At 33.6% G+C, this 25,314-nt stretch carries 20 protein-coding genes; 9 read left to right on the top strand and 11 right to left on the bottom strand.

The genetic code is table 11. The features are described from left to right. The first annotated feature begins 137 nt into the window (after positions 1–137). The gene (tyrS, locus tag BUA98_RS00360; protein ID WP_072969703.1) at positions 138–1,433 is read left to right on the top strand and encodes a tyrosine--tRNA ligase; all 1,296 of its coding nucleotides are present in this window, start codon (positions 138–140) and stop codon (positions 1,431–1,433) included. On the opposite strand, the gene BUA98_RS00355 is transcribed toward tyrS, so the two are convergent. From BUA98_RS00355 to BUA98_RS00340, 4 genes are all read right to left on the bottom strand, one after another. Continuing rightward, positions 1,434–2,414 carry a LuxE/PaaK family acyltransferase gene (locus tag BUA98_RS00355; protein ID WP_072969702.1) on the bottom strand — a complete coding sequence of 327 codons (981 nt, stop codon included), beginning with the start codon at positions 2,412–2,414 and terminating at the stop codon, positions 1,434–1,436. Between the two features lie 136 nt (positions 2,415–2,550). Beyond that, positions 2,551–2,889: a T9SS type A sorting domain-containing protein gene (locus BUA98_RS00350; protein ID WP_072969701.1), complete on the bottom strand. Its 339-nt coding sequence runs from the start codon at positions 2,887–2,889 to the stop codon at positions 2,551–2,553. A gap of 106 nt (positions 2,890–2,995) precedes the next feature. After that, positions 2,996–4,186 (bottom strand): hypothetical protein, encoded by a 1,191-nt coding sequence (locus tag BUA98_RS00345; RefSeq protein ID WP_072969700.1) that lies wholly within the window; start codon positions 4,184–4,186, stop codon positions 2,996–2,998. 182 nt (positions 4,187–4,368) lie between these two features. Further along, complete coding sequence (locus tag BUA98_RS00340) at positions 4,369–7,155, bottom strand: TonB-dependent receptor (protein ID WP_072969699.1); 2,787 nt, start codon at positions 7,153–7,155, stop codon at positions 4,369–4,371. A 233-nt stretch (positions 7,156–7,388) separates the two neighbouring features. Here BUA98_RS00340 and BUA98_RS00335 point away from each other — a divergent pair, with 233 nt between their 5' ends. The 3 genes from BUA98_RS00335 (at position 7,389) to BUA98_RS00325 (ending at position 10,847) form a co-directional block, all read left to right on the top strand. Then, on the top strand, positions 7,389–8,072 hold the full coding sequence (locus tag BUA98_RS00335; protein WP_026983516.1) for a response regulator transcription factor: 684 nt from the start codon (positions 7,389–7,391) through the stop codon (positions 8,070–8,072). 228 nt (positions 8,073–8,300) lie between these two features. Then, the gene (locus BUA98_RS00330; protein WP_072969698.1) at positions 8,301–9,380 is read left to right on the top strand and encodes a sensor histidine kinase; all 1,080 of its coding nucleotides are present in this window, start codon (positions 8,301–8,303) and stop codon (positions 9,378–9,380) included. 171 nt (positions 9,381–9,551) lie between these two features. Beyond that, positions 9,552–10,847, top strand: a complete 1,296-nt coding sequence (locus tag BUA98_RS00325; RefSeq protein WP_072970547.1) for a porin — start codon at positions 9,552–9,554, stop codon at positions 10,845–10,847. 1 nt (position 10,848) lies between these two features. Here BUA98_RS00325 and BUA98_RS00320 read toward each other — a convergent pair whose 3' ends face one another. From BUA98_RS00320 to BUA98_RS00305, 4 genes are all read right to left on the bottom strand, one after another. Next, the gene (locus BUA98_RS00320; protein WP_072969697.1) at positions 10,849–11,919 is read right to left on the bottom strand and encodes a glycosyltransferase; all 1,071 of its coding nucleotides are present in this window, start codon (positions 11,917–11,919) and stop codon (positions 10,849–10,851) included. A gap of 228 nt (positions 11,920–12,147) precedes the next feature. Continuing rightward, positions 12,148–12,756, bottom strand: coding sequence for a hypothetical protein (locus tag BUA98_RS00315; protein WP_072969696.1), 609 nt, complete (start codon positions 12,754–12,756; stop codon positions 12,148–12,150). Between the two features lie 63 nt (positions 12,757–12,819). Next, positions 12,820–16,251, bottom strand: coding sequence for a hypothetical protein (locus tag BUA98_RS00310; RefSeq protein WP_072969695.1), 3,432 nt, complete (start codon positions 16,249–16,251; stop codon positions 12,820–12,822). 324 nt (positions 16,252–16,575) lie between these two features. Next, a complete protein-coding gene (locus BUA98_RS00305) occupies positions 16,576–16,782 on the bottom strand; it encodes a DUF5808 domain-containing protein (RefSeq protein WP_072969694.1) in 207 nt (68 codons plus the stop codon). Positions 16,783–16,952: 170 nt separating this feature from the next. On the opposite strand from BUA98_RS00305, the gene BUA98_RS00300 reads away from it, so the two are divergent. From BUA98_RS00300 to BUA98_RS00290, 3 genes are all read left to right on the top strand, one after another. After that, the gene (locus tag BUA98_RS00300) at positions 16,953–17,288 is read left to right on the top strand and encodes a helix-turn-helix transcriptional regulator (RefSeq protein WP_072969693.1); all 336 of its coding nucleotides are present in this window, start codon (positions 16,953–16,955) and stop codon (positions 17,286–17,288) included. 44 nt (positions 17,289–17,332) lie between these two features. Beyond that, positions 17,333–18,388, top strand: coding sequence for a helix-turn-helix domain-containing protein (locus BUA98_RS00295; RefSeq protein WP_072969692.1), 1,056 nt, complete (start codon positions 17,333–17,335; stop codon positions 18,386–18,388). A 120-nt stretch (positions 18,389–18,508) separates the two neighbouring features. Continuing rightward, positions 18,509–20,686 carry an outer membrane beta-barrel family protein gene (locus tag BUA98_RS00290; protein WP_072969691.1) on the top strand — a complete coding sequence of 726 codons (2,178 nt, stop codon included), beginning with the start codon at positions 18,509–18,511 and terminating at the stop codon, positions 20,684–20,686. Between the two features lie 82 nt (positions 20,687–20,768). Here the strand turns inward: BUA98_RS00290 and BUA98_RS00285 are convergent, their stop codons facing one another. Both BUA98_RS00285 and BUA98_RS00280 read right to left on the bottom strand, forming a co-directional pair. Then, a complete protein-coding gene (locus BUA98_RS00285) occupies positions 20,769–22,028 on the bottom strand; it encodes an aspartate kinase (protein WP_072969690.1) in 1,260 nt (419 codons plus the stop codon). A gap of 168 nt (positions 22,029–22,196) precedes the next feature. After that, complete coding sequence (locus BUA98_RS00280; RefSeq protein WP_072969689.1) at positions 22,197–22,685, bottom strand: GNAT family N-acetyltransferase; 489 nt, start codon at positions 22,683–22,685, stop codon at positions 22,197–22,199. 270 nt (positions 22,686–22,955) lie between these two features. Here BUA98_RS00280 and fbp point away from each other — a divergent pair, with 270 nt between their 5' ends. Further along, positions 22,956–23,966, top strand: coding sequence for a class 1 fructose-bisphosphatase (gene fbp, locus BUA98_RS00275; protein WP_072969688.1), 1,011 nt, complete (start codon positions 22,956–22,958; stop codon positions 23,964–23,966). A 149-nt stretch (positions 23,967–24,115) separates the two neighbouring features. On the opposite strand, the gene BUA98_RS00270 is transcribed toward fbp, so the two are convergent. After that, positions 24,116–24,547, bottom strand: coding sequence for a TerB family tellurite resistance protein (locus BUA98_RS00270; protein WP_026983502.1), 432 nt, complete (start codon positions 24,545–24,547; stop codon positions 24,116–24,118). A gap of 171 nt (positions 24,548–24,718) precedes the next feature. On the opposite strand from BUA98_RS00270, the gene BUA98_RS00265 reads away from it, so the two are divergent. Next, positions 24,719–25,312, top strand: coding sequence for a HupE/UreJ family protein (locus BUA98_RS00265; RefSeq protein ID WP_072969687.1), 594 nt, complete (start codon positions 24,719–24,721; stop codon positions 25,310–25,312). The last annotated feature ends 2 nt before the right edge of the window (positions 25,313–25,314 follow it).

Genomic DNA, 25,314 nt, shown 5'->3' with positions numbered 1-25,314 from the left:
ATATATCGATTTTGGTTTAAAGGTGCAAAGGTGCAGAGGTTCAAAGGGACAAAGTTTTTTAATTGTTTTTTGAAATTGACATTGCTTTTTGATATTCATATTGACATTGATTACATTTGCACAAATTATTTTAAAAAATGAAGAATCTAGTTGAAGAATTAAAGTGGCGTGGGTTATATCATGACAGTATGCCTGGAACGGAAGAACAATTACTGAAAGAAGTAACTACGGCTTATATTGGTTTTGATCCAACGGCAGATTCGCTGCATATTGGCAGTATGGTTCAGATTATTTTATTGGTTCACTTAAACAGAACCGGTCATAAAGCAATTGCCTTAGTTGGTGGTGCGACTGGAATGATTGGTGATCCATCTGGAAAATCTGACGAAAGAAATTTACTGAACGAAGAAACTTTGGCTAAAAACGTAGCTGGAATCAAAAGTGTTTTGTCTCGTTTCTTAAACTTTAATTCAAAAGAAGCAAATGCTCCGGTTATGGTAAACAACTATGACTGGATGAAAGAATTCTCTTTTATTGATTTTGCACGTGAGGTTGGAAAACGTATCACGGTAAATTACATGATGGCGAAGGATTCTGTTAAAAAGAGATTGAGCGGAGAAGGTGAAGGAATGTCTTTCACAGAATTTACCTACCAATTAATTCAGGGTTACGATTTTTACCATTTATATAAAAACAATGGCTGCCTTTTGCAAATGGGAGGTTCTGATCAATGGGGTAATATTACCACAGGAACAGAATTAGTGCGCAGAATGGGTGGAGAAAATGCAAAAGCATTTGCTTTAACAACGCCTTTAATCACCAAAGCAGATGGATCTAAATTCGGAAAATCTGAAGGTGGAAATGTTTGGTTGGATGCTGATAAAACTTCAGTATATAAATTCTATCAATTTTGGGTAAACGCAACAGATGTTGATGCTGAAAAATATATTAAAATCTTTACTTTCTTAGATAAAGATACAATTGATGCTTTAATCGAAGAGCACAAAGCGGCTCCGCATTTAAGAGTATTGCAAAAGAAACTGGCTGAAGAAATCACGATTTTTGTTCACAGTAAAGAAGAATTAGAAAAAGCGATTCAGGCTTCGAATATTTTATTTGGAAATTCGACTGCAGAAGATTTGAAACAATTGGATGAAGCAACTTTTTTAGAAGTTTTTGACGGAGTGCCACAGGCTGAAATCGCAAAAGCTGATTTGGAAAATGGATTGGATATCGTTTTAGTTTTAAATGAAAAAACAGGTTTCTTTAAATCAAACGGAGAAGCGAGACGTGCCTTAACAGCAAATTCAATTTCGGTAAACAGAGAGAAAATCAAAGAAGATTTTGTTTTAACAGCAAACGACTTAATCAATAATCAGTTTGTGTTATTACAAAGTGGAAAGAAAAATTATTTTGTGATTAGAGTGGTGTAATTACAAAACCATTAAATTACAACCACGAATATCAGAATTATCAAAACGTCCCAATACCTCGAAAGAGTTGTTGGGATATTTTTTGCCCAAATCCTGCGTGGCGATAAAAGAACATGAATTGATATTGGCCAAGTCAATAACATTTATTCCGCCGGTTTTTCCATTATTCACGTAAGTGAGAGCATCTTCAGGATCGCGAACTAAAATATGCATCCAGGACGGGCATTCAAAAACACCTTCACCTAAAGAATAGGCTTGTGCCAAAAGTTCTGTCATTCCATATTCAGAATGAATAGACGAAACACCAAAACCTTTACAAAGCTGTTCGTGCAATTCTTCCCGAATCATTTCTTTACGTTTCCCTTTCATTCCTCCGGTTTCCATAATAATGGTGTTTTGAAGATTGAATTGATGTTTTTCGATCAAATCCAATAAAGCGTAGGTCACACCAATTAAAATCACATTTTGTCCTGATTCGTCTAAAGCGGTCAGTTTTTTAATTAGGTCATCGTGGTTGTGTAAATAAAACCCGCTCTCGACCTGATTGGATAGTTTTATCAAGTCTTCGACCATGTAAATTAACGAAGAGCCGTCGCGCTCCAAATAAGACGGCAAAAGGGCTAAAACAACGTAATCTTCGATATTGCCGTAAAACTGAGAAAATCCGTTTCGGTAGCTTTCTTCATAAAGAGAAACATCGGTAACTAAATGTCGGCTGGTGATCATTCCGGTTGTACCGCTGCTGGTAAAAGTAACCTGAGGAGAATCTGAATTAGAAACTACTTCGTGGCTTTTGAAAAACTGTATTGGTAAAAATGGAATCTGTTCCAAAGATTTTACCTGTTGTGGGTTTACTTTTAAAAAATCACAGAAGTCGCGATATACCTTATTATTCTCGTGCTGAAAACGAAACACTTTTAGTGCTATTTTTTCAAATTGTTTCTGACTCGAAATGGTAAAGATATCGTTGGCTGTGATCAAAACTTTTTTTTGCAAAGATATTGTTTTTTAGTTTTCAGTCTCGGTTTTCAGTCTCAGTTTTACAATGCAATATGCTTAACTGAATACTGCAACTGTAAAATAAAAAAAGCTCCCAAAAGGAGCTTTTTTTTATGTTTTACCGAATAATGAGCTTTCGGGTTGCAGAGGCATCTTGTTCGTATATTTTGATGATATAAACACCGGGAACCAAATCAGAAACGTTTAATTCTTTTGAAGACAAATGGGTTTGGATTACTTTTTTGCCTAAAACATCAAAAACGATTACCTCTTTTTCTAAGTCATTTTTAGAGGAGATATAAACCTTTCCGTTTGTCACTGGATTAGGATACAAGCTTAGACCCTCAATAGTTGTAGGCTCTTGAGGTTTTGGTAATTGCTTACTGTCTTGTGCCGAAACACTTACAGTAAAGAAAAATGCCAATAAGAATGTAATATAAAAGTAGTTTTTTGCCATCGCGTTATTTTGGTTACAGTAAATGTACAAAAAAGTTTTCAAAAATTACGCCAAAAAAAAACATCCTAAATATTTAGGATGTTTTTTAACATTTTGATTGTGATGATTATAGCTTCTCTAACAAGTTTACACCGTCAACAATTGCCCACGCTCCAGGAGTTAAAGCAGCTCCGGTTGCAGTTGTGCTTGTTGTGAAGTTTCCTGTTGGGAAAGCCACTGTAAATCCAGTAGCACCAGTTCCAGTTAAAGGAGTTGTAGTTTCAGCAACTTTTACGTTTAAGATTTTGATTTTTCCACCAGAAACCTGATCAGTATTTGTAGCAGCATCTTGAATTCTAACTGCTGCAGCACCTGTTGAAGTGTATCCAGAAATTACAATATTTGAATATTCACCGTTTCCTTGTTTTTTGAACTGAATTGCATCAATTTCAGTTACAGCACCAGCCTCAGTTACAGTTCCTGCAGCTCTTCTTAAAGTGATGTTAGAAACTTTAGGGAAGAATAAATTGTTTACACTTTTAGCTTCGATTTCCATTCCGAAATTACCTGCACCAGTTTGGTACGCAAACCAGTTAGTGTTTGTTTGACCCTGCCATCCATCTTGCCAGTCAAAAGAATCATCTGTATTTCCGTATGAAATTAAGTTTTTAGCACTTACAGTACCACCGTAAAATTCGAAACCGTCATCAGCACCTTTGTAAGCTACTAGGTTCTCTAAAACTGTTCCTGAACCAACTGCGTAGAATGAGAAACCGTTCATTTCTGAATTTCCATCAAGGATTTTCTTACCAGCATACTCTACACGAACATATTTTAATGATCCACTATTACTCGCAGCATTTGTACCACCGTAAACGATATTTGTACCATCTTCTGAAGTCGCAGTAGTAATTGGTGTCCCGTCAGCAGTTTTTCCTGATACAATTGGAGCGTCACCAAATAGGATAATTCCACCCCATGAACCTGCAGTTTTAGATTTTTCTGTAAAAACCACTGGTTCTGCAGCAGTACCTGCAATATTTAGCATACCTCCTTTTTCTACTAATAATACGTCAGTACCATTAGTTACATCAGCAGTAATAGTAGATCCTGCATCGAATGTTAAAGTTACACCACTTTTTATTCTTACTGTACCACTTAGGGTATATGTTCCTTTGATAAAAGTTTTTGAAGCTGTAATATCTCCTGTAATTTCACCTGAGCCAGTAGTTGGAGGTGTTACAACATCGTCGTCGCTAGAAGAACAGCTTGCGAAAATCAAGCTTAATAGAGAAAGACTTAAGACTAATTTTTTCATTTTTTAATGATTTTAAAATTATTTTTTTGTGTTATTTATTTGATTCAAAAGTACTATTGAGGTTTCTGAATTTAGTTAGCTAATTGTTACTAAAGTATTATATAACAATTAGCTGTATGTAAATTTTATGTTAGGTAATCAAAAAACAAAAAAGAGCCGTAAGGCTCTTTTTTGTTTTTTGATTAAAATGTGTATCCAAGATTAACAGAGAAACCAACTCCTTTTTTATAATCACGGACGATTAATGAACTTTCAGTAATATCTATAGTGCTGTCTTTTCCTATTTCTTTTTTATAGTAAGGATTTAATAAATTTTCTGCACTAAATTTTAATTCTATATTTTTTGAAAGATTACTTGTCCAGATAAAATCTAATTTGCTAAATGATTTTTCATAAATGTTATCAATTCCTGAAGATCCTACTGCGAAGATTCTGTCTCCATAAACATTATACACTAAAGTCATTGAGTTTTTCCAAGCGTTGTTCAATGTAAAATCGTATTTTAAATCACTGTTGATAATCCAGTTTGATGCTCCCTGAAGTTGACGATGTGTACTGTTTTCCAATTCGTTTCCTTGTTTTGTTAAATCAATTTTAACGTCAGTGCTCATTACTGAGGTATTAAATCCAAAAGTAAAGTTCGAAAGTGATTCATTAATTCTGCTTAATTGTAAACTCATTTCCAGTTCGGCACCATAAATTATAGCTTGCTCAGAATTTTTGAAAGTTGTAATCTGACCACCACTATTTGCGGTTGGTTTAAAAACTCTTTCAATAGGATTTTCAATCATTTTTCCGAATGCACCAATAGCAAAAATTTCTTTACTGTTAGGGAACAATTCGTATTTAAAATCAACATTGTAGTTGTTACTGTTTAATAGATCAGCATTTCCGCTTTCAGAAGTCCCATCGGCATTAATGTAGTTTATAGGAAGTAACTCCATTGCCACTGGTCTTGTAATAGTTTTGCTTAAAGAAGCACGTAAATTACTATTCTCATTTAGGGCGTATTTACCATTTAATGATGGTAGAAAATCAAGCTTGTCGTCAGTTTTAATTCGGTAAGGGCTTCCAAAAGGGTCTCCTAATTGTCTGTATTTAATTTCGCGGGTTGAACTTTCAGCTCTTAACCCAGCATTTAAATCAAATTTTTCGCCAAACGTCCAATACAAATTAAAGTAACCAGCATTAACGAACTGATTTAATTTTACTTTATAATCTCCGTTTGATTCTTCTTGTACATACAAGATTCCGTTATCGATATCTTGGTTAATTTCAGAACTAATTGTATTTAGGTCGGCAGTGTAATTTTTGTCAATGCTTCTTTTTCCTGAAAAGAAACGGTAGCTAGACTCCATGTCATTGATGAAATTGTTATATCCTACAGTAAGATTGTTCATCTTTTCTTTGTCACCAAATTTAATGCTGTACTCTGCAAGAGCCGAGAAATAAAAGTTTCCACTTACATCTAAATACTGACGGTTTAAGTTGTTACCGCCATAAGACATATTGATCTCATCATCATTCAGTTTTAAACCTGTTATGAATTTTCTGTCAGGCTGCTGAAAACCTGTTTTTACGTATGAACCACCCGCTTTAATAGTTTGTTTTCCGTCTTCAGTCAATTTGTAATCACCAAATAATTGCGTATTCCAATATTGAGATTCCTCAAATTGATTCATTCGAATAAGATTGTTGGTTACGTTTGCCAAACTGTTGGTGTAACCTAACTGATCCTGAATTTTGCTTTCAGTAGCCTGAATAAACAAAGTGTTGAAGTTCAGGTTCAAACGATTTGTTTTGTATTTTAGACCTGCTAAACCGGAAAAAGTGGTTTGGTAAGCATATGTTGTGTTATATAAGTTGTTGTCGTAATTACCCTGACCAAGGTTAAAAGTTCTTTCAACTCCTTCTCTAAAAATGTATTTATTGTCAAAGTTAACCGACATGATGTAGCTTATGTTTCTTTCTTTTTCAAGACTAAATTTTTGCGAATGTAAAAAACCAATACTTGAATTTAACGGACTGGCAGTTTCATCAACATCCCAGTTTTTATCTCCATAAGCATTATGGTATTGATCCGGAGATAATTTTACTCCACTTGGAACTGATCCAAAAACTGATGGAAGTTCTCTTTTATTTCCTAAAAGTCCAAAAGTTCCTATAGTTGTGTTTGCATCATCCGATAGAAGGAATTTCTTTAAATTATTGTTTGTAGTATATCCAAATCCAACATTCAATTTAGTGATGTTTTTTGGTTGGCTGGTTTCGATATTAACAGTAGCTCCTGCAAAATCTCCTGAGATATTTGGGTTAAATGTTTTGTAAATATTTAAAACACCTACAATATCAGTTGGAAACAAATCAAGTGGAATTATTTTTTTGAAAGGACTGTTCGAAGGCGTTTGTAAATCATTAACCAATAAATTGTTGTAACGATCTTCAAGTCCTCTTATAAATAAACCTCTACCGTCTACTTTTGTAATTCCGGTAACTTTAGTTAATCCGTCTTCAACATCACTTACACCTTTTCTAGACATCTCTTGTGCCCCGATGCTTTGTTTAATAACAACAGCATTTTTTTGGTCTAATAATAAAGCGGTTTCTTTTTCTCTGCTGGTAGTGTTTTTTACTACAACATCTTTAAGAGTATAACCTCCTGAAGAAAGAACCTGATCAAGAGTAACAGTTTCATTTGCTTTAACAGTTACAGGTTTTTCTACAGATTCATATCCTACGAAACTAAAAATAATAGTATAAGTTCCAGGATTTACATTTATGGAATATTTTCCGTCAATGTCTGTGTTAGCGCTAATGTTAGTTCCTTTTAGTAGGACATTTGCAAACGGTAAAGGCTGATTGTTAGATTCTTTGTCTGTTAATAAGCCAGAAATTGTACCTTTGTTTTGTGCGATTGAAATCGTACAGATAAATAATGTGAATAATAGAAATTTTAAATTGAATTTCATTTCAGTGTTGTGTTTAATTTATTTTTGTGCAAAGAAATGACCGTACTGTAAAGTTCATGTTAGCTACTTGTTATGTTTTTGTTCCTTGAAGATTATCAAATTGTTACCAAATTAAATTACCGTTAACACGAATTTTTAACCGTTGATTTATTGTTATATTTACCATCGCAATTACAAATCATCGGATTTAGAAGAATAGAATTTGATGAAAAAAACTCAATTTTTGCTATTTTATGAAAAAAACACAAACCAAGATCTTATTAGTTGACGATGAACCGGATATCCTGGAAATTGTAGGCTATAACCTTGCTCAGGAAGGCTATCAAATTGTAACAGCTTCAAATGGAAAAGACGCCATTGCAAAAGCTCAAAAAGAATTGCCGGACTTAATTATTATGGATGTGATGATGGCCGAAATGGACGGAATGGAAGCCTGCGAGCACATCAGAAAAATTCCTGAATTAAATAATGTTATCATAACATTTTTAACAGCAAGAAGTGAAGATTATTCTCAAGTTGCTGGCTTTGATGCAGGTGCAGATGATTATATTACCAAACCAATAAAACCAAAATTATTGGTCAGCAAAGTAAAGGCTTTGTTAAGAAGGTTAAAAGAACAAGAAGTAGTTAGCGATACATTAAACGTTGGCGGCATCGAAATTAACCGTGAAGAATATAAGATCATTAAAGGTAATGTCGAAATTGCTTTACCAAGAAAAGAATTCGAATTGTTTTACTTATTAGCGTCAAAACCCGGAAAAGTTTTTAAAAGAGATGAAATCCTTGATAAAGTTTGGGGTAATGAGGTAGTTGTAGGAGGAAGAACAATCGATGTTCACATCAGAAAACTACGTGAAAAGATTGGAGAAGATCTTTTTAAAACAATAAAAGGAGTAGGATACAAATTTGAAGTTTAGTTTTTTTTAAAGATACTAAGGTTCTAAGATACTAAGTCGCTAAGGTTTTAGTGCAACGCTGGAATGTTGGTTAAGATTTAAACGGATTCAAATTGTTTTAAAAACATTCAATAAATTTAAACCATATAAGAAATTGAAGTTCATTACATTTATATGATCTTCAATTTCTTATATGGTTTTTGAGTTAAGCTTATTTTTTCTTAATCTCTTAATGGTTAAATAATATCAATGAAAATTAATTTTAAAAAAACATACAAGTTTGCTGTAAAATCGGCATTATACATAAGCCTTTTTGCTACTGCATTCGTACTGATGTTAATGTCGTTATTTTATAAAGGCCAATTGAATCATCAGATCGCTTTTGGAATAATTTTTATTTTGTCAATTTATATTTTCTCTTTTTTGGTTCTGCAATATCGTGTAGAACGCTTTATCTATAGAAGAGTGAAAAAAATCTACGATGAGGTTTCTTTATTAGAATCCACTACATTGATCAACCAACCTATTACTACCGATATGGAAACGCTTTCGCGAGAAGTGAAAAAGTTTGCTACCGATAAAAAGCTGGAAATCGAAATGCTCGAAATTCGTGAACAATACCGTAGAGAGTTTTTAGGAAACGTTTCGCACGAACTTAAAACACCTTTGTTTACTGTTCAGGGTTATGTTTCTACTCTATTGGATGGTGCGATGGATGATAAAAACATCCGAAAAAAATATTTAAAACGTGCTGAAAAAGGAGTGGAGCGTCTTATCTACATCGTCGAAGATTTAGATATGATTACCAAACTAGAATCTGGTGATCTGGATTTGAACATTACCGATTTTGATATTGTAGAATTAATTCAGAATGTTTTTGATCTGTTAGAAATGAAAGCGGACAAAAAGAAAATCAAACTGGCTTTTGAAAGCCGAAATGTAAAATCAGTTATTATTCGTGGAGATCAGGACAGAATTCAGCAAGTTCTTGAAAACTTGATCGTAAATTCTATCAAATACGGAAAAGACGGTGGTCTGACCGAAGTGGGTGTTGTGAATTTAACCAAGAAAAAAGTCCTAATCCGTATTAGTGATAATGGTGAAGGTGTTGAAAAACAAAATATCCCAAGACTTTTTGAACGTTTTTACAGAGTAGATAAAAGCGGAACCCGATCTGAAGGTGGTTCTGGTTTAGGTTTAGCGATTGTAAAACACATTATTGAAGCGCATAAAGAGAAAGTTTATGTAGAAAGTGAATTCGGAATTGGTTCTGAATTCTCCTTTACACTCGAAAAAGCGAATAAAACAGTAAAAGCTGAGGTTAAATAATTGTAAGTTCAGTTAGCATAAAGTCACGTAGAATAAGGCATATTGAGCTCAATAATAATTGCCTAACTATTTCGAAACAAATATTCTTATAATGGTAACATCCTGTTAATGATTTCTTAACATAGATGGTTACATCTTTGCACCCGAAATTGAGTGTCAAAGAAAAAAGAAATAATGAAAATAAAACTTTTAGCAATTTTGCTGCTATTGGCTTGTGTCTCAAATGCACAAGAACTAAGTAAAGAAGATGTAAAAAAAGAAGTAGTTCGACTTCTCGATTCCATCAATAAAGCAAAACTTCCGGAAACTAAATCTGGCGGTGGGGTCGAAGAGCATTGGTATGATAAAATATCATTAAGAGGTTATGCACAAGTTCGTTACAATGGTTTGTTTTCGACAAACGATAAAGTTGCTTGCGACCAATGTGACAAATCCTGGGGAACAACTTCAACCGCTCCAGACGCAAAAGCAAACAATGGACTTTTTATTCGTCGTGCTCGTTTAGTCTTTTCAGGACAGGTTCATCCTAATGTTTTCTTCTATTTCCAACCTGATTTCGCCAGTTCACCAGTAACTGGAATTCAAAATTTCGTTCAAATTCGTGATTTATATTTTGATCTTTCTTTTGATAAGAAAAGGGAATATCGTGTTCGTGTAGGGCAAAGTAAAATTCCGTATGGGTTCATAAACATGCAGTCTAGTTCACAGCGTTTAACTTTAGACCGTGCTGATGGTATAAACAGTTCAATAGCAAATGAACGTGATTTGGGGGTGATTTTTTATTGGGCTCCCGCAGAAATCAGAGAACGTTTTGAAATGCTAGTAAAAGATGGTTATAAAGGTTCAGGCGATTTTGGAGTTTTTGCCTTTGGAGTTTATAATGGACAAATCGCTAATAAAATTGATGCCAACAGAGATTTGAATGTTGTAGCAAGAGTAAGTTATCCTTTTGTAATTGGTAGCCAGATTATTGAACCAGGAATTCAGGCTTATGATGGAAAGTGGGCTTTTACAGACGAAATTTCTACAGGCGTTACTGTCAATAATCCAAAATACGTAAAGGATGAAAGAGTAGGGGCAACTTTTGTTTTGTATCCAAAACCTTTCGGAATCCAAACCGAATATAATATTGGTAAAGGCCCCCGATATAATACTGTAACAAAAACAGTTGATGTATCTAGTTTGAATGGAGGATATGTTTTACTGAATTATAAATGGGATATCAAAAAACAGCATATTTATCCCTATGCCCAATTTCAATATTATGATGGAGGCAAAAAATATGAAAAAGATGCAAGAAGTTACGTCGTGAGAGATTACCAATTTGGTATCGAATGGCAACCAATCAAAGCATTTGAATTAACTGCAGAATATGTTATTGCCGACAGAACTTTTGAAGACAGTGCACGCCCTATTAACAGACAAGAAGGTAATTTACTAAGATTACAAGCACAGTTTAATTTCTAAGCTAGTCTTCGAAAACAGAAAATAACTTGTCCCAATCAATATCATTTTTAAATTGAGACAAACCTTTAAACGACTTTACTTTTGAAAGATCTTCAATGGTAAAGTCGTCTTGCATTGCGTACGGTACCAAATTCTCTTCCTGAAGTTTAATAGCCAGATATTCCTGCTCATATTGTCCCGGAGTTGGAATAAAAAAAGCTTTTTTACCCAATTTTGCCAAATCCATAACCGTTGTATAACCTGAACGACACAGCACAAATTCACTCTCATTAAAAGTTTGTTCCAGTTGTTTTGAGTTCATGAAATTATAATAGGTAACATTTCCGGCTTGCCATTTGTTTTGGGTTTTCTCTACAATTCCCTGTACAAAAACAACATTGCCTTTAAAGTTTACGATTTCCTTTTGTAATTTCTCATCCAGATAAGTACGTTGAGGTTCCGGTCCGGATAAAATAACCATCAAGTCGTATACTTTTGGCGTTTCCTTTTGGCGCATTCTGCTTAACGGACCAATGTATTTTAAATTCAGGTCACTGTTTTTTAAATGTCCTAATTCACCAGTCAGATTGGTTGCTTCATTAGTATCCGGAATCCAGCATTCGGTATATTTTTTAATAATATGCTGATGACATTTGCTGGTAAACCAAGTGGTGTTTCCAGTCATCACGTTCAATTGATGCGTCATAAAAACAGATGGAATTCTTCTGCTAAAAACACCCAAACGATTGTCTGAAATAATGCCGTCAATCCCATGTTTTTTAATCCAGGAATTCACTATTTTTTTCTCATCCAGAATGGCTGTAATCATCTTTGGAAGATTCTTAATCAGTTTCCATTTGAAATTTTTACCATTTTTAGCATATTCAATATGATAAGAAGGTAATTCTAAGGTTTGTATGTAAGGAAATTCTTTTCGAAGTAAAGCAAGTGCAACTCCATCAGAAGCAATAATAGGAATAAAATTATTTTCTTGAAGCGCTTTAATAATCGGGATACATCTTGTGGCATGGCCTAATCCCCAGTTTAATGGAGCAACTAAAATTGTTTTGTTCGCAGAATAGTCAATGCTCATAGTTTAACGCTTTTTAAAAACGAAGATAAAGAAATATGTTTTTTATGGTATTTCGCACACATTACTAAATTATTAACTGTATATTTTATTTAAGGTTCTAAGATACTAAGGGGCTGAGGCTCTAAGTTTTTTTGCTTAACAAACAAAAAAGCCGAACTGTATGTTCGGCTTTCCAGTGTTGTATTACAATCTCAGAACCTTAGTACCTCAGCACCTTAGTACCTTCCTCTAATCCTGAATATAAGTTTTATTTCCGTTTTTATTAATGTAGTATTTTCCGCCTCTTGGACCTGTGTATACTTTTTTACCATTGTATTCCCCCGTTACTTTATCCGGAACGGATGGTGCTTTTTCGTTTGTTTCTTTTAGAGTTTTACTAGCTGTTTTTTTAGTTGCAGTTGCCTCTTTTTTAGCTTTTGTTGCGGCTGCATCGGCGCTGGCTGCAGATTTTTTAGCTTTATCAGCACTGCTTGTAGCTTTTGCTGCTTCTTTGTCTGCAGATTTTTTCGTTGCGCTTGCTGCTTCTTTTTTAGCTTTTGATGCCGCTACAGTTGCGTCATCTGCTGATTTTTTTGCTTTGGCAGCTTCTTTGTCTGCTGTTTTTTTAGTGGAGCTTGCTGATTCTTTTTTCGCTTTTGATGCTGCTGCAGTTGCATCATCTGCCGATTTTTTCGCTTTTGTTGATTCTTTTTTTGCATCGGCTGCTGCTTTATCGGCATCAGCTTTTTTCTTTTTTGCCGTTGCTTCACTCTTGGCTTTTGTTGTGGTTGCAGTTTCCTGCGCATAAAAATTACCAGACAAAACAACTAGAAAACATAATAAAAATAATTTTTTCATGAGGTTAAGAGTTTAAATTTCAATTAAAATTAATCAATTTATTAGTAGCTTTTTCGTAAAGCCTTAAAAATAAGCACGAAGCTGAACGTTTCCGGTATGAACCGTTGCACCAGTCTCACTTTTACGGCCCTGATAGTTTAAATTTATGTCTAAAAACTGTGTGATGTTTTTTTGCAAAAGCAATTTCCATACTAAGTTCTGTCCAGCCTGAAGCCCTTCCAACATCTGAAAACCTACAGATGAAAATTCATTTCCATCAAATTTATTTTCATAGAAAGAAAACTCTCCGTTTACCGTAACTTTTTTTTCACCCGCATAAGAAAAGGACGTTCCAAGTCGGTTTTGGCGTAAAGTTTCTAAATTTCCAATTTGATTTTCTTTGTTCTGAAATTCATAAAAGAAATCTAAACTGGTGTTTTTTGAAAACAAATAACTGATTTTTGGCGCCAACTGATATCCTTTTAAATCATAGTTTTTTTCGACAAAATCTTCTGAAACTAAATCGGTTTTAATGGTTTTGGTAAAGAAATTAAACAACCAGCTTTTTTGATACAAATGTGTGTATTGTAATTGATGTGAGTTATTTTTGACCGTTTGTGAACCAACCGAAAGCAGATTTTTTCCTTTATTCACAAGATAAGAATACGTAACCGAATGTTTCTGTTTCCCTCTATTGTAAAATAAACTGTTTCTGAAACTCGAATTTAATCCCAAAATATTTTCTTCAGAAGAAGCAAACGGATTCAGTTCTAAACGTTCTCCTTCACTTTTTACTTTTCGATCCATGATAAAGGAAGTCTGATTGTAAAAATAGGAGACCAATTTTTTAAATCCTTCTTCATTTTGCCATTGCAAAGGATTCAAAGTCACAGATTGCGAAAATTTATTTTGATTGGTTTTGATGTAAACCTGATTCGGCAAAAAGATCCTGATAAACCTGGCCTGATCCGAAAATTGTGCGATTTCAAACTCTTCCAATTCCTGAATTCCGTTGCCGTTATAATCGTTCCACGTATAAACTCCCTGACCGGTTGGAACTTCAATATAAGTGAATTCCTGTTGAGCGATAGTTCCTGAACTTGTTTCGTAAGCGGTTCCGAGTTGTATCAACTGATTAAAAAAACGATCGTTATATAGAATTCTGGAATTTAAAGAAGGTTCGTTTTTTCTCGAAGTATCCGTAAAATCTAAAGTTCTGTAACTCGCGTAAACAGCTAAATCTGTTGTTTTATTCTGAATTAGTTTTGATTTTAAAAAATACGTTTGCGAGTTGTTGACATGTTGCAATAATCCATTTTGCAAACTGTCATTGCGGCGTTGTAGAAAACCTAACTCCACAAAAACTTTCGTACTGTCTCCACGACCGATAAAAGCACCATATTCTGAAAATCTTTGGCTCAGGGCCGAAAACTGATTGGTAACTTTATCTTTTTCCTGATTGTCTTCAATTTGAAAACTTGCGCCAATCCAGTTTTTTCCAAAATGATATTTAGTTCTGGCCTGATTTCTAATGAATTTTGAAGTCGAAGTTGTGGCATCAGAATTCAGGAAACTACCTTGATTTTCAATCGTCCATTTATTTAATTTAAAAAAGGCCGTTGTGGTATGGCGTGCTCCCGTATAACTTTCTGTGTAATCTAATTTTTCGAATTGATACGTAAATAAACCAATGTTCGAAGTTTCTTTTTTAGCAAACAAATTAAAATTCAAACCGGTTACCAATAGACTTTGATTTCCAAAAAGAGTAGTGTTTAAATTCCAGTCACGGTTAAATTCAATGTTGTACAAACGCTCCACAGATCTAAAATCTTCCTGCACGAATTGATAATTCGCAAATCCGTCTAAAGTCCAATTTCGGGTAAAAAGTCGTTTTTTGATATTAGTTTTAAGCGCGATTCCATCATTATTTGCATCGTCGATACCAGAAAATAAATTTTTATCGTTGTTGCTCATGGCAATTTCAAAATCAACATTCGTTTTTTCGTCAGGATTGTATTTTCCTAAAAAAGTGGCAACCTGAATTTTTATTGGCGAAACCAATTGTACGATTGGTTCATAATTTCCTTGTGGAATTCCATTCACAGGAACAATATATTCAAAAATTCGTTCGACTGTATTACTGTTTTGAATGATGTAATTTCCGAGATTATTTCCAACAAGGCTAAATTTTACATTATATAAAACCTCATTAGAATCGCTGGAATATTCATAGATTTCAACTGAATTGACCAATGTTTTTCTGTACAGAATTTTGTTATCTGCATATTTGTCCACGTAGGCAGATGGCGCAGTCATAAGTGTCGGGTCATCTCCCGCCTGACTCAAAATCTGCACCTGTTCTGGTGAAAGATTCTGTTGCAAAGGCTGATTTTTTAAATCATTTTCAGAATATAGATAACCGCCAAAACTCCAGTTTTTGTTTTCATGTGTCGCACCTGCATACGTGACCAATCGATTGTAATTTCGTTCTGAATATTGATATTCGACATTAATTCTCATTTCAGAAGTAATCGTAAAAAGGGATGTAAATACAATTTCTCCAGCATTATAATCAATTACATAATCATTGTTCTCGCCACGTTTCAGTAAAACGCCGTTAACATAAACCCTCTCTGAACCAGAAATAACCAAAACATACAATTCACCATTTTGTCCTTTTAGTTTATAGGGTCCCTGATTGCCTTCCTGTCCGGTAAAAGTACTTTTAGCATATTGCCCTTTTACAAAAGCAACCGATGCAAAAACGTTGGTTTTACTTTCGTCATTACCAAAATTAAAACTCGTTGAAAGTCCCTGCACCTTTTTATTGAAACTTAAAAATTGCGTTTTTCTGTTTTCTAAAAAGACATCGCCTGCGCGGATGTTCCAGTCATCGCTAAAAAGTTCCATGAAAATATTATCGAACTGATCCAGCTTTTGAGAATATCCGCCATCCTGCAGCGGAATATTACTATCCTGAAGTGAAGCTCGTAAACTGACTTTATCTGATATCTTTCCGGTAATCTGGAGATCAAGATTGGAATTTAAAACGGTATTCTGATTGTTACCAATCGTGACACCGCGTGTAATACTTCCAGACGTATTCAAGCCATCAAACGGAGTTACTGTTTTCGCGTTCGGATTTTCTATTTTATACAATTTCTCCGTTCCAACATCATTACTCACCACCTGACTTTCCTTATAAAGACCATATTCTTTGGTTAAGAAATCAGGATATTTTAGGTAATTGACAATTAAAGTATCTGAAGTTGATGGGAATTTTTCGTTTAAAAGTAAAGTCCCCTTTTGGAAATCGATTTTATAAAAGGTGGAATCGATGGGCTCGTTTTTGGTATTTAAAAGCTGAAAAAAACTCGAATTAATACTGAATTCTTCGAGGTGAATGGTATCGCGCGTTGCTATTACTTTTTTAGTTTTATACGCTGATTCTGTTTCCTGGGCATGAAGTCCAGAAAACCAGAGGATAATCGTTAAAAACAGTAATTTTTTTAACATAAATACTTTAACTCTAAAAAGCCAAAAGTAGTATTTATAATTGGGAAATTTTGGATGTAGAGTTTCGCTCTTTAGAAAGAAATACTATTTGTAAAAATGAAAATGCCAGACCAAAAATTATCTGGTATTCCTTATTTGATTTATCATTAAAATAAAAAATGAAACCGTCAGAATAATTGAAATTATCATTTTAATATTATTTGTATCGTGACAGGAGTGGTAAAAAAAGTAAGCTAAGTAGGCGCAGAAAAGAATTGCAACACTATATTTTAAAAGATGTAATTTCATGTTTTCAGGAATGACAGTGGCTTACTAATTTGACATTTATGAAAAAATAAAAGCGATGGCAATTAAGACGATGACTAAAAAGACAGCATTTGGATTGGCGAAATTTATCGTCCATCCTAATTGTTTAATTCGTTTAGGTGGAAATAACCGGCTATCTTCAGGGTTATAATAAAAAAATCCCCAGATCCAGTTGTCCGGATCGTTTTGCCATTTGTCCTGATTTTCGGGTTCGTTATTTAACATATAAAGTTTTCTTATCAGGCTAAATTACAGTTTTGTAAACGCTTGTATTATGCGATTATCGGGTAATTATGTTATTTGTTGTTTTTTTTCTTTTAAAAATAAGTTGTTTTTTGTGAGTATATATTTATTAAAGTGTCCTCTATTGTTTTGAATGGAAAATAATGTGAATTATGAATATTCTGATAGGGAATAAACTCAAATTACTGAGAAAAAATAAAAATATGTCGCAAGAAGAAGCGGCAGATTATCTCCATATATCGCAATCGGCTTATGCCAGAATGGAAAGTGGGGAAAGTGGTTCGTGGGCAAATCATATGTTTAAAATCTGCAAGATTTTTGATGTAACCCCGGAAGATTTATTGAATATAGAAACGAATCAAAAAGAAGTATCTTCTTCTGGTAGTAATATTCAAATATCAGATACTATAATTGAACAATACGAAAAACGAATAAAAGATCTGAAAAAGATAATTAAAGATTTGAAAGCGAATAAAAAACACCAATAGCCGTAATTTTTTTTAGCTTTGTCGGGATAAAATAAACTTAAATCATGGATACAGGAAAGGAGCTTTTATTCTTTTTTAGTGCTTTGGGAGTTTTTAACGGAATTATTTTAGGCGTTTATTTCTTCTTCTTTACAAAGAAAAAGTACCTGACCAATTATTTCCTTGGAGCACTTTTATTCGCCCTAAGCATACGAATCGGGAAATCTGTATTTGTGTATTTTGATTCGGGTTTGCCAAAAATGTATTTACAATTTGGGCTTACGGCTTGCTTTTTTATTGGCCCTTGTTTGTATTATTTTCTTAAATCGGCAATTGAAGAAATCAATATAATGCCGAAATCCTGGAAACTTACATTTTTCTTCTGGGCGATTCTTATTATTACTGTAGGTGTTATATTTCCGTATGAAGAGTACCCAAAACTCTGGCGCTTTTATTTTATAAGAATTATTTATTTTCAATGGTTTGTTTACATTGTTTTTTCAGGTTTTGTAATCAAAGATATATTGGTAAAAATCATAAGCAGAAAGCACAAAGCAACTCCGGCAGAAACCTGGTTTGGAATGCTTTTTCTAGGGAATTTTTTATTATTTCTTTTTTATTTTCTATCCATAATGGGAGCTCCGGGTGCAACTTATATCAGTGGTGCAGTCGTTTTTTCTTTTATTTTGTACTTAATTATTTCGATTCTTTTATACCGAAAAAAGACAGACGATTTGTTTCTTTTGAATAATCAGAAATATTCTGGAAAGAAAATAGATCCGACAGAAGCAGCAATTTTATCTCAGAAATTGGAAAATGTAATGATTGAGAAAGAACTGTTTAAAAACTCTAATTTAACTTTACAGGATTTGGCTAAGGAAGTAAACATTTCAAGCCACCAACTCTCACAGTTTTTAAATAATAATCTGGGAAAGAATTTTACGAGTTTTATCAACGAGTTCAGAATAAACGAAGCCTGCGAAATTATAAAATCAAGTGATAAATTTACTTTAGAAGCTGTAGGTTATGATGTAGGTTTTAATTCTAAATCAGCTTTTTTTGCTGCGTTTAAAAAACATACCGGAAAAACACCTTTAAACTACCAATTGCAGGTTTTATAACGATTAAACAGAGTATTGATTTATAAATCCGTACTCCTGATTCCTTTTTCGGCGACTTCATTTAGCGATTTTCGATTGACTTTTGTCTCATAAAAGTCAAATTTATAATCGCTAAAATTTATGAAATTCAAAGTTTCAATTTTTTTCTCTATTTACAGTCTCCTCTTGTATTCGACAGGAGTAAAGGCACAGACAGCACAAACTACTTCAGATAAGATTGTCGTCAAGAATAATGAGTTGAATGAGGTTGTCATTAAAAAACAGACCCAGTTAGTAAAGTATTCTTCAAACGGAACGATCGAAGTAAATGTGGTCAACACACTGCTTTCGACCAGTAGTTCTGTAAATGAATTATTAAGCAGGGTTCCAAACGTAACTGTTGCGGAAGGGCAAATTAGTGTACTGGGAAAAGGAGAAGCGATCATTTACCTTAACGGAATATTGATTAACTACGAAAGGTTTGCTGCAATTCCGATTTCTCAAATTTCTAAAATTGAATTGATTCCAAATCCTTCCTCAAAGTATGATGCCGAGGGAAAAGCGGTAATTAATATTATTACCAAAAAAAATATTGAAAATGGAATTATGGGAACGGCAACTCAGCAAGTAACAGTTTCTGATTTTGCAGGGACAAGTACCAATACACTGCTTGATTTTAATTACACAAAAGGAAATTTTTCTTTTATAACCAATTATGGCTTGCAATTAGGAAAGGGGAGAGAACTCTTGTACACGACCAGAACCCGGCCAAACCCCGAAGAATTTATGAAATCAGAATTGACCACAGATTGGAAGCGTCAGTTTAATAATTATTCTAATTTCGGATTTGGAGTTCAATATACATTTTCTGAAAAGAATTACATTTCACTTGCCTTTAGCGGTAATATTGAAGATTTGGGTGGAGTTGTTGAAAGCCGAAATGCAATCGAAAATAATTCAGGGAATAGTTTTTATGCGACTGATATTGATAAAAATGACGTTCTGCTGAATCAGTTTGTGAATTTAAATTATAATGCAATAACGGATAAAAAAGGGTCATCATTATTTATAGGATCGCAATATTCCAATTATAACGGAACCGTCAGAGATTTTATTGATGAAAATGGTTTGGTAAATGAGGTTAATACGCAAAAGTATCTTAAGAATAATGTTGGCAATACCATAAAAATAGTAGCGACTCAGGTCGATTATTCGAAAAAAATTAAAGAAGACAGCAGACTAGAAACGGGAGCTAAGTATAGTTATGCGACCATAAAATCAGCTACAGATTTTTTGATTGCAGACGCAGCTGATATGAACTTTGAGTTTGATGACGAACTATCTAGTGATTTTAAATATCAGGAGCGTATTGGTGCGGCCTATTTTAACTACGGAAGTTCAATTGGTGACAAGTTTGATTTTTCTATAGGAGCAAGAGGTGAGTGGACCAAATATAATTTGTATACGAATGCAAATGGGGTTCAAAAATTTGAGAAAAGCTATGGAAATCTTTTTCCCAACGTACTTTTAAACATGAATTTTTCTGAAGATTGGAAAGCTCATTTTTCGTACGTCTCAAGAATTACAAGGCCAAGATACCAAGCCCTAAATCCGTATGTTATTTATCAGGATCCATTTACAACCATCGAAGGAAATCCTGATTTGCTTCCGGAAAAAATTCATGCATTTGAAATTGGCACAATGTATAAAAAGTTTGATTTTAAAATAGGTTACACGTATAAAATTGACCCTATTTCTGGAGCTGCTTTGCGGGGAGATACTCCAAACAGTTATATTTTACGATCGTTAAATCTTGATAAAGGGCATGTGTTTTTCACTTCACTTTCAAGATCTTTTAATGTAAAATGGTGGAATTCTACTAATACAGTAAGCATGAATTTGACCAAATCCGTAGATGATTTTTATGAGTTTGAATTGGGTCCGGTGAAACCTCAGATTTATTTGTACTCGAATAATACATTTGCGATTCCGAATCTTTTTAAGCTGCAGGTGCTTGCCTGGTATTTGGGAGACAGAAGTTATGGTTTGGGAAGTGATAACAGCCGTTCAACAATAACAGTAGGAATCGAAAGAAACTTTTTTAAAGATGCCTTAAAATTGAATTTTACCGCAAATGATATTTTTGATGACTTTATGGTTTCCGGAGATTATAATGTTGGGCAAACTCAGATATATTATCATAGAACCTATACAACAAACTACTTTAGACTTATGGCAACCTATAGTTTTGGAAATTCGAAGAAAACAAATTATAAGAAGTCAGAAATTGAGCAGACTGAGAATAACAGGGCACGTTAAGATTCAAAAAAAGGCTTCACGATTCGTGAAGCCTTTCTATAAATATATTTGAATTGAAATAATTACCTTTTATAAAGCAATATTAATTGAGTTCTTTAGTCACAATCTGCATTGTTTCTCTACTCACTTGTTTCAATAAAACCTCTTTATTCTCTTCAACGGTTTGTGCAGCTTGTTCTGTAAAATGGCGAATCGTGTACAAAGTCACATTTTCATTAAAATCTACTTTGAATTTTTTAGAAAGAATGGCATTCAATTCATTGAAATTTCCAAATTTATCTTCTACACAAACAGAAAAACTAATCGCAGAATTCTGAATTAAATTTACTTTGATTTTGAATTCGTGGAATAAACCAAAAATCTCACTTATGTTTTCTTCCATGATAAAAGAAAAATCAATTGAAGAAAGCGAAATCAAAAGCTGTTCTCTTTTTACGATAAAACAAGGATATTGTGGCTCAAGATCAACACCTTTAGAAACACAAGTTCCTTTTAATAATGGGTTGATAAACGATTTTACATACAAAGGAATTTCTTTTTTCTGTAAAGGTTGTAATGTTTTTGGGTGAATTACTGTCGCTCCGTAAAATGCTAATTCGATTGCTTCACGATAAGAAATCTGATTCAACAAACTCGCATTTTCAAAATAACGTGGATCCGCATTCATAACTCCGGGAACGTCTTTCCAGATTGTTACACTTTCGGCATTTAAGCAATAAGCAAAAATTCCTGCAGTATAATCAGAACCTTCACGGCCTAAAGTGGTTGTGAAATTGTTTTCATCTGCACCTAAAAATCCTTGTGTGATATTTAATTGTTTTCTTGGCACATTTTTGCTGATAAGTTGTTGTGTAGTTTCCCAGTCAACTTCAGCATCACGATAGTTTGCATTGGTTTTAATGAAGTTACGAACATCAAGCCATTGCGTTTTAATTCCCATGAAATTCATGAAATGACTTAAAATTGTAGTCGAAATCAACTCTCCAAAACTCACAATCTGATCGTAAACAAAATTGTAATTTGGAGATTTATTATGCGCTAAAAAATATTCTAATTCTGTGAATTGATCCTTTACAGCTGCAAAAACAGCGTGTTTTTCATCCTCAAATAAATCTAATAATATTTGATTGTGATATTTCTTAATTTCCTGTACAGATGAATTCAACTCTGGCGATTTATCAAAATAATTCTTGATCACAACCTCAAGAGCATTTGTTGTTTTTCCCATCGCCGAAACGACCAAAATCACATCTTCGTAACCTACTTTTTGCAAAACGTCATAAACGTTTTTAATTCCATCTGCATCTTTTACTGATGCTCCTCCAAATTTAAATACTCTCATTTTGTATATGCTGCTATTTTTTTATAAAATTCCAATTTTTTAAATTCCAAATTCCAATTGAATGGGATTGTAGAGACGCACATCAATGCGTCTTTTTTATGCCACAGTTCAGTGATTTTTTTGTTAATTAATTCGTGTGAATTCGTGAAATTCGTGGCAAACTAATTTTTATAATTTTTCCAAAAATGAATTAATTCCTGCTTCATCCATTTGAACGACTTGCCAGCCATCAAGAATTCGCGCGCCTGAATTCTTGTAAAAGTTAACGGCCGGTGTATTCCAGTCTAAAACATTCCATTCAATTCTTCTCACATTATCTCTTTTTCCTTGTTTCATGATTTCAGCATAAAGTGCAGAACCTAATCCTGTACCGCGCATTTTTTCTTTCACAATTAAATCTTCAAGATGTATTGTTTTTCCTTTCCAGGTTGAGTAACGATAATAATACAGTGCGATTCCAACAATTTCTTTCTGTTGTTCATTATTGTCAATCTCTGCAACAAAGACATGAAATAATGGTTTTTCACCAAAACCATCGCGTACTAAATCGGCTTCGGTTATTACGACAGCTTCAGGTTCTTTTTCGAATATTGCCAACTCCTGTATCAATCCTAAAACTGATTTCATATCCTCAGGATTTCCTTTTCTAATATTCATATTTATTTCAAATTTATTTTTAGCATTCTATTTTTAGCTCCCTTTTTGATTTTGAAAGCACCTTATTTTCAGAAGCTTTTTATGATATGCAATTTTCGTGTATTCTTATTAATATGTATTTATTAACCAAATTTTTTTGTTATTACAACGTTCTTTCTCCATTTAATTAGCAAATATACAATAGTAGCAAACTAACAAAATAATTTTTAAATCATTCTCACAAAATAAGCGATATTTGTGACTTAAAATTAAAACTATAACGATATAGCAATGGAAGAACGCAATAAAACACTGGGAGAGTTTATTATTGAGAACCAAAAAGCATTTCAGTATTCGTCGGGGGAGCTTTCCCGAATTATCAACTCTATACGTTTGGCGGCAAAGGTTGTCAACTATAAAGTAAATCAGGCTGGATTAGTCGATATTATTGGAGCCGCAGGCGAACAAAATATTCAGGGCGAAGACCAGCAAAAATTAGATGTCTATGCAAACGAAGTATTTATCCAGACGTTAATAAACCGCGAGATTGTCTGTGGTATTGCTTCAGAAGAAAACGACGATTTTATAACTGTTCAGGGGAGCGACAACAGTCATAATAATAAGTACGTGATCTTAATGGATCCGCTTGACGGATCTTCAAACATTGATGTTAATGTTTCAGTAGGAACTATTTTTTCTGTTTTTAGAAGAATTACACCAATTGGAACTCCGGTAACAAGCGAGGATTTTTTACAACCGGGAATCAATCAGGTAGCAGCAGGATATGTAATTTACGGAACATCAACAATGCTGGTTTATACAACCGGACATGGTGTGAATGGTTTTACTTTGAATCCGGCAATCGGTACATTCTATCTTTCACATCCAAATATGAAATATCCGAAAGACGGAAATATCTATTCGGTAAACGAAGGAAATTATGTTCATTTTCCGCAAGGAGTGAAAAATTACATCAAATATTGTCAGCGTGAAGAAGAAGACAGACCTTATACTTCAAGATATATTGGAAGTTTGGTCTCAGATTTTCACCGAAATATGATTAAAGGCGGTATTTATTTATACCCGACAAGCTCAAAAGCACCAAAAGGAAAACTACGTTTGTTATATGAATGTAATCCGATGGCTTTTATTGCAGAGCAGGCAGGAGGAAAAGCAACAGATGGTTTTGGAAGAATTATGGAAATCCAGCCAACTGAATTGCACCAAAGAGTTCCGTTTTTCTGCGGAAGTTATAATATGGTAGAGAAAGCTGAAGAATTTATGGCAGAAGCAATTAGTTAGCAGTGGTCAGTTTTTTGAGTATTCAGTCTCACTCGGAACTATAAAAGACAAACCCGATAATAATAGTATTATCGGGTTTTGTTTTAAGTCTCGATTTCAATTTTTTGTCTCAGTTCGAAACTGAATACTAAAAAAGTGAACACTGTTTACTATTTATTCATATTTTCCATTTCGAAAAGGAATGTATCCAAATCTACTTTTTTGTCCACTAAAGACAACGCCTTTCTAATAATATAATTTACGTTTCCTGGCGTAAATCCTAGAGCTAATCCCATACGGGTCAACATAACTTCTTGTTGGTCTCCTAAATGGTGGTCAACGTGAACCATTCTCGCTAAGTCATACAAACGCTCTAAACGCTGTGCATATAAATAAGGAGGGTTTATAGAATGTTGCCAAGGATCTTTAAGTATTTCTGTATATTCTTCTTCTGAAATTTCTAATCTTGAAGCTAGTTTGTCTAAAAACGATTTTTCCTCGTCATTAATTTTTCCGTCAGCATAAGCTACACGCACAATTGCAGAGAAATGACCTCTGTTTCTTTGTTTGAATTCGTTATCAAATAATTCTGAAAATGGCATAATTAATAGGGTTTTATATAGAACAAAGATAAATCTTATTTTAATTTAACATTTTAAATTTCTCATAAAATTTAACTTATTTTTCTGCGTTGTTTTAATAGTACGGTTTCTTTACTTTTCAAAATAAATCGTAAGTTTACATCCCCTTAATCAATTAATACCATTACCCCTATGTCAGAATTTTGGATTTATTTTCAGATAGGATTAAAGCACGTTTTAGATATCCACGCCTACGATCACGTTCTTTTTTTAATTGCCTTAACTATCCCGTATTTGTTTAAAGACTGGAAACGAATTTTGCTTTTGGTTTCACTTTTTACGATCGGTCACACTCTGGCTTTGTTGCTTTCTGTTTTTGGAATCATTGCTATTAAAGTAAATATTGTAGAGTTTTTAATTCCAATTACGATCTTGATAACAGCAATTTTTCATCTTTTTACTGCAGGAAAAGCAACTAAAAATGAAGGTGTGAATTTAATTTTTATGGTAACCCTGTTTTTTGGAATTATACACGGACTTGGTTTTTCTAATTATTTTAAGACTATTTTAGGAGGGTCGCCAAGCTCAAAATTATTACCTTTAGGCGAATTTGCATTAGGAATTGAAGCAGCGCAGTTAATTGTTGTTTTTGTAGTATTGATACTTTCCTATATTGTGCAGACCGTATTTCGTTTTTCAAAACGCGATTGGGCACTTGTAATGTCGGCTTTCATTATCGGAGTTGTGATTCCGATGATTATTGAAAGCCCAATTTGGAACAGATAAAA

Origin of the sequence: Flavobacterium saccharophilum, from assembly GCF_900142735.1 — a bacterium.
Classification (GTDB): domain Bacteria; phylum Bacteroidota; class Bacteroidia; order Flavobacteriales; family Flavobacteriaceae; genus Flavobacterium; species Flavobacterium saccharophilum.
Note: the sequence above shows the minus strand (reverse complement) of the source record. Positions and strands in the feature narration are given on the sequence as shown.

Excerpts from the sequence above, each read along its gene's own strand:
- BUA98_RS00295 (WP_072969692.1), top strand. The coding sequence starts at position 17,333 with ATGGATACAGGAAAGGAGCTTTTATTCTTTTTTAGTGCTTTGGGAGTT.
- BUA98_RS00345 (WP_072969700.1), bottom strand. The coding sequence starts at position 4,186 with ATGAAAAAATTAGTCTTAAGTCTTTCTCTATTAAGCTTGATTTTCGCA.
- BUA98_RS00350 (WP_072969701.1), bottom strand. The coding sequence starts at position 2,889 with ATGGCAAAAAACTACTTTTATATTACATTCTTATTGGCATTTTTCTTT.
- BUA98_RS00310 (WP_072969695.1), bottom strand. The coding sequence starts at position 16,251 with ATGTTAAAAAAATTACTGTTTTTAACGATTATCCTCTGGTTTTCTGGA.
- BUA98_RS00305 (WP_072969694.1), bottom strand. The coding sequence starts at position 16,782 with ATGTTAAATAACGAACCCGAAAATCAGGACAAATGGCAAAACGATCCG.
- BUA98_RS00290 (WP_072969691.1), top strand. The coding sequence starts at position 18,509 with ATGAAATTCAAAGTTTCAATTTTTTTCTCTATTTACAGTCTCCTCTTG.
- BUA98_RS00335 (WP_026983516.1), top strand. The coding sequence starts at position 7,389 with ATGAAAAAAACACAAACCAAGATCTTATTAGTTGACGATGAACCGGAT.
- BUA98_RS00280 (WP_072969689.1), bottom strand. The coding sequence starts at position 22,685 with ATGAATATTAGAAAAGGAAATCCTGAGGATATGAAATCAGTTTTAGGA.
- BUA98_RS00330 (WP_072969698.1), top strand. The coding sequence starts at position 8,301 with ATGAAAATTAATTTTAAAAAAACATACAAGTTTGCTGTAAAATCGGCA.
- BUA98_RS00315 (WP_072969696.1), bottom strand. The coding sequence starts at position 12,756 with ATGAAAAAATTATTTTTATTATGTTTTCTAGTTGTTTTGTCTGGTAAT.
- BUA98_RS00285 (WP_072969690.1), bottom strand. The coding sequence starts at position 22,028 with ATGAGAGTATTTAAATTTGGAGGAGCATCAGTAAAAGATGCAGATGGA.
- tyrS (WP_072969703.1), top strand. The coding sequence starts at position 138 with ATGAAGAATCTAGTTGAAGAATTAAAGTGGCGTGGGTTATATCATGAC.
- BUA98_RS00270 (WP_026983502.1), bottom strand. The coding sequence starts at position 24,547 with ATGCCATTTTCAGAATTATTTGATAACGAATTCAAACAAAGAAACAGA.
- BUA98_RS00320 (WP_072969697.1), bottom strand. The coding sequence starts at position 11,919 with ATGAGCATTGACTATTCTGCGAACAAAACAATTTTAGTTGCTCCATTA.
- BUA98_RS00265 (WP_072969687.1), top strand. The coding sequence starts at position 24,719 with ATGTCAGAATTTTGGATTTATTTTCAGATAGGATTAAAGCACGTTTTA.
- fbp (WP_072969688.1), top strand. The coding sequence starts at position 22,956 with ATGGAAGAACGCAATAAAACACTGGGAGAGTTTATTATTGAGAACCAA.
- BUA98_RS00340 (WP_072969699.1), bottom strand. The coding sequence starts at position 7,155 with ATGAAATTCAATTTAAAATTTCTATTATTCACATTATTTATCTGTACG.
- BUA98_RS00300 (WP_072969693.1), top strand. The coding sequence starts at position 16,953 with ATGAATATTCTGATAGGGAATAAACTCAAATTACTGAGAAAAAATAAA.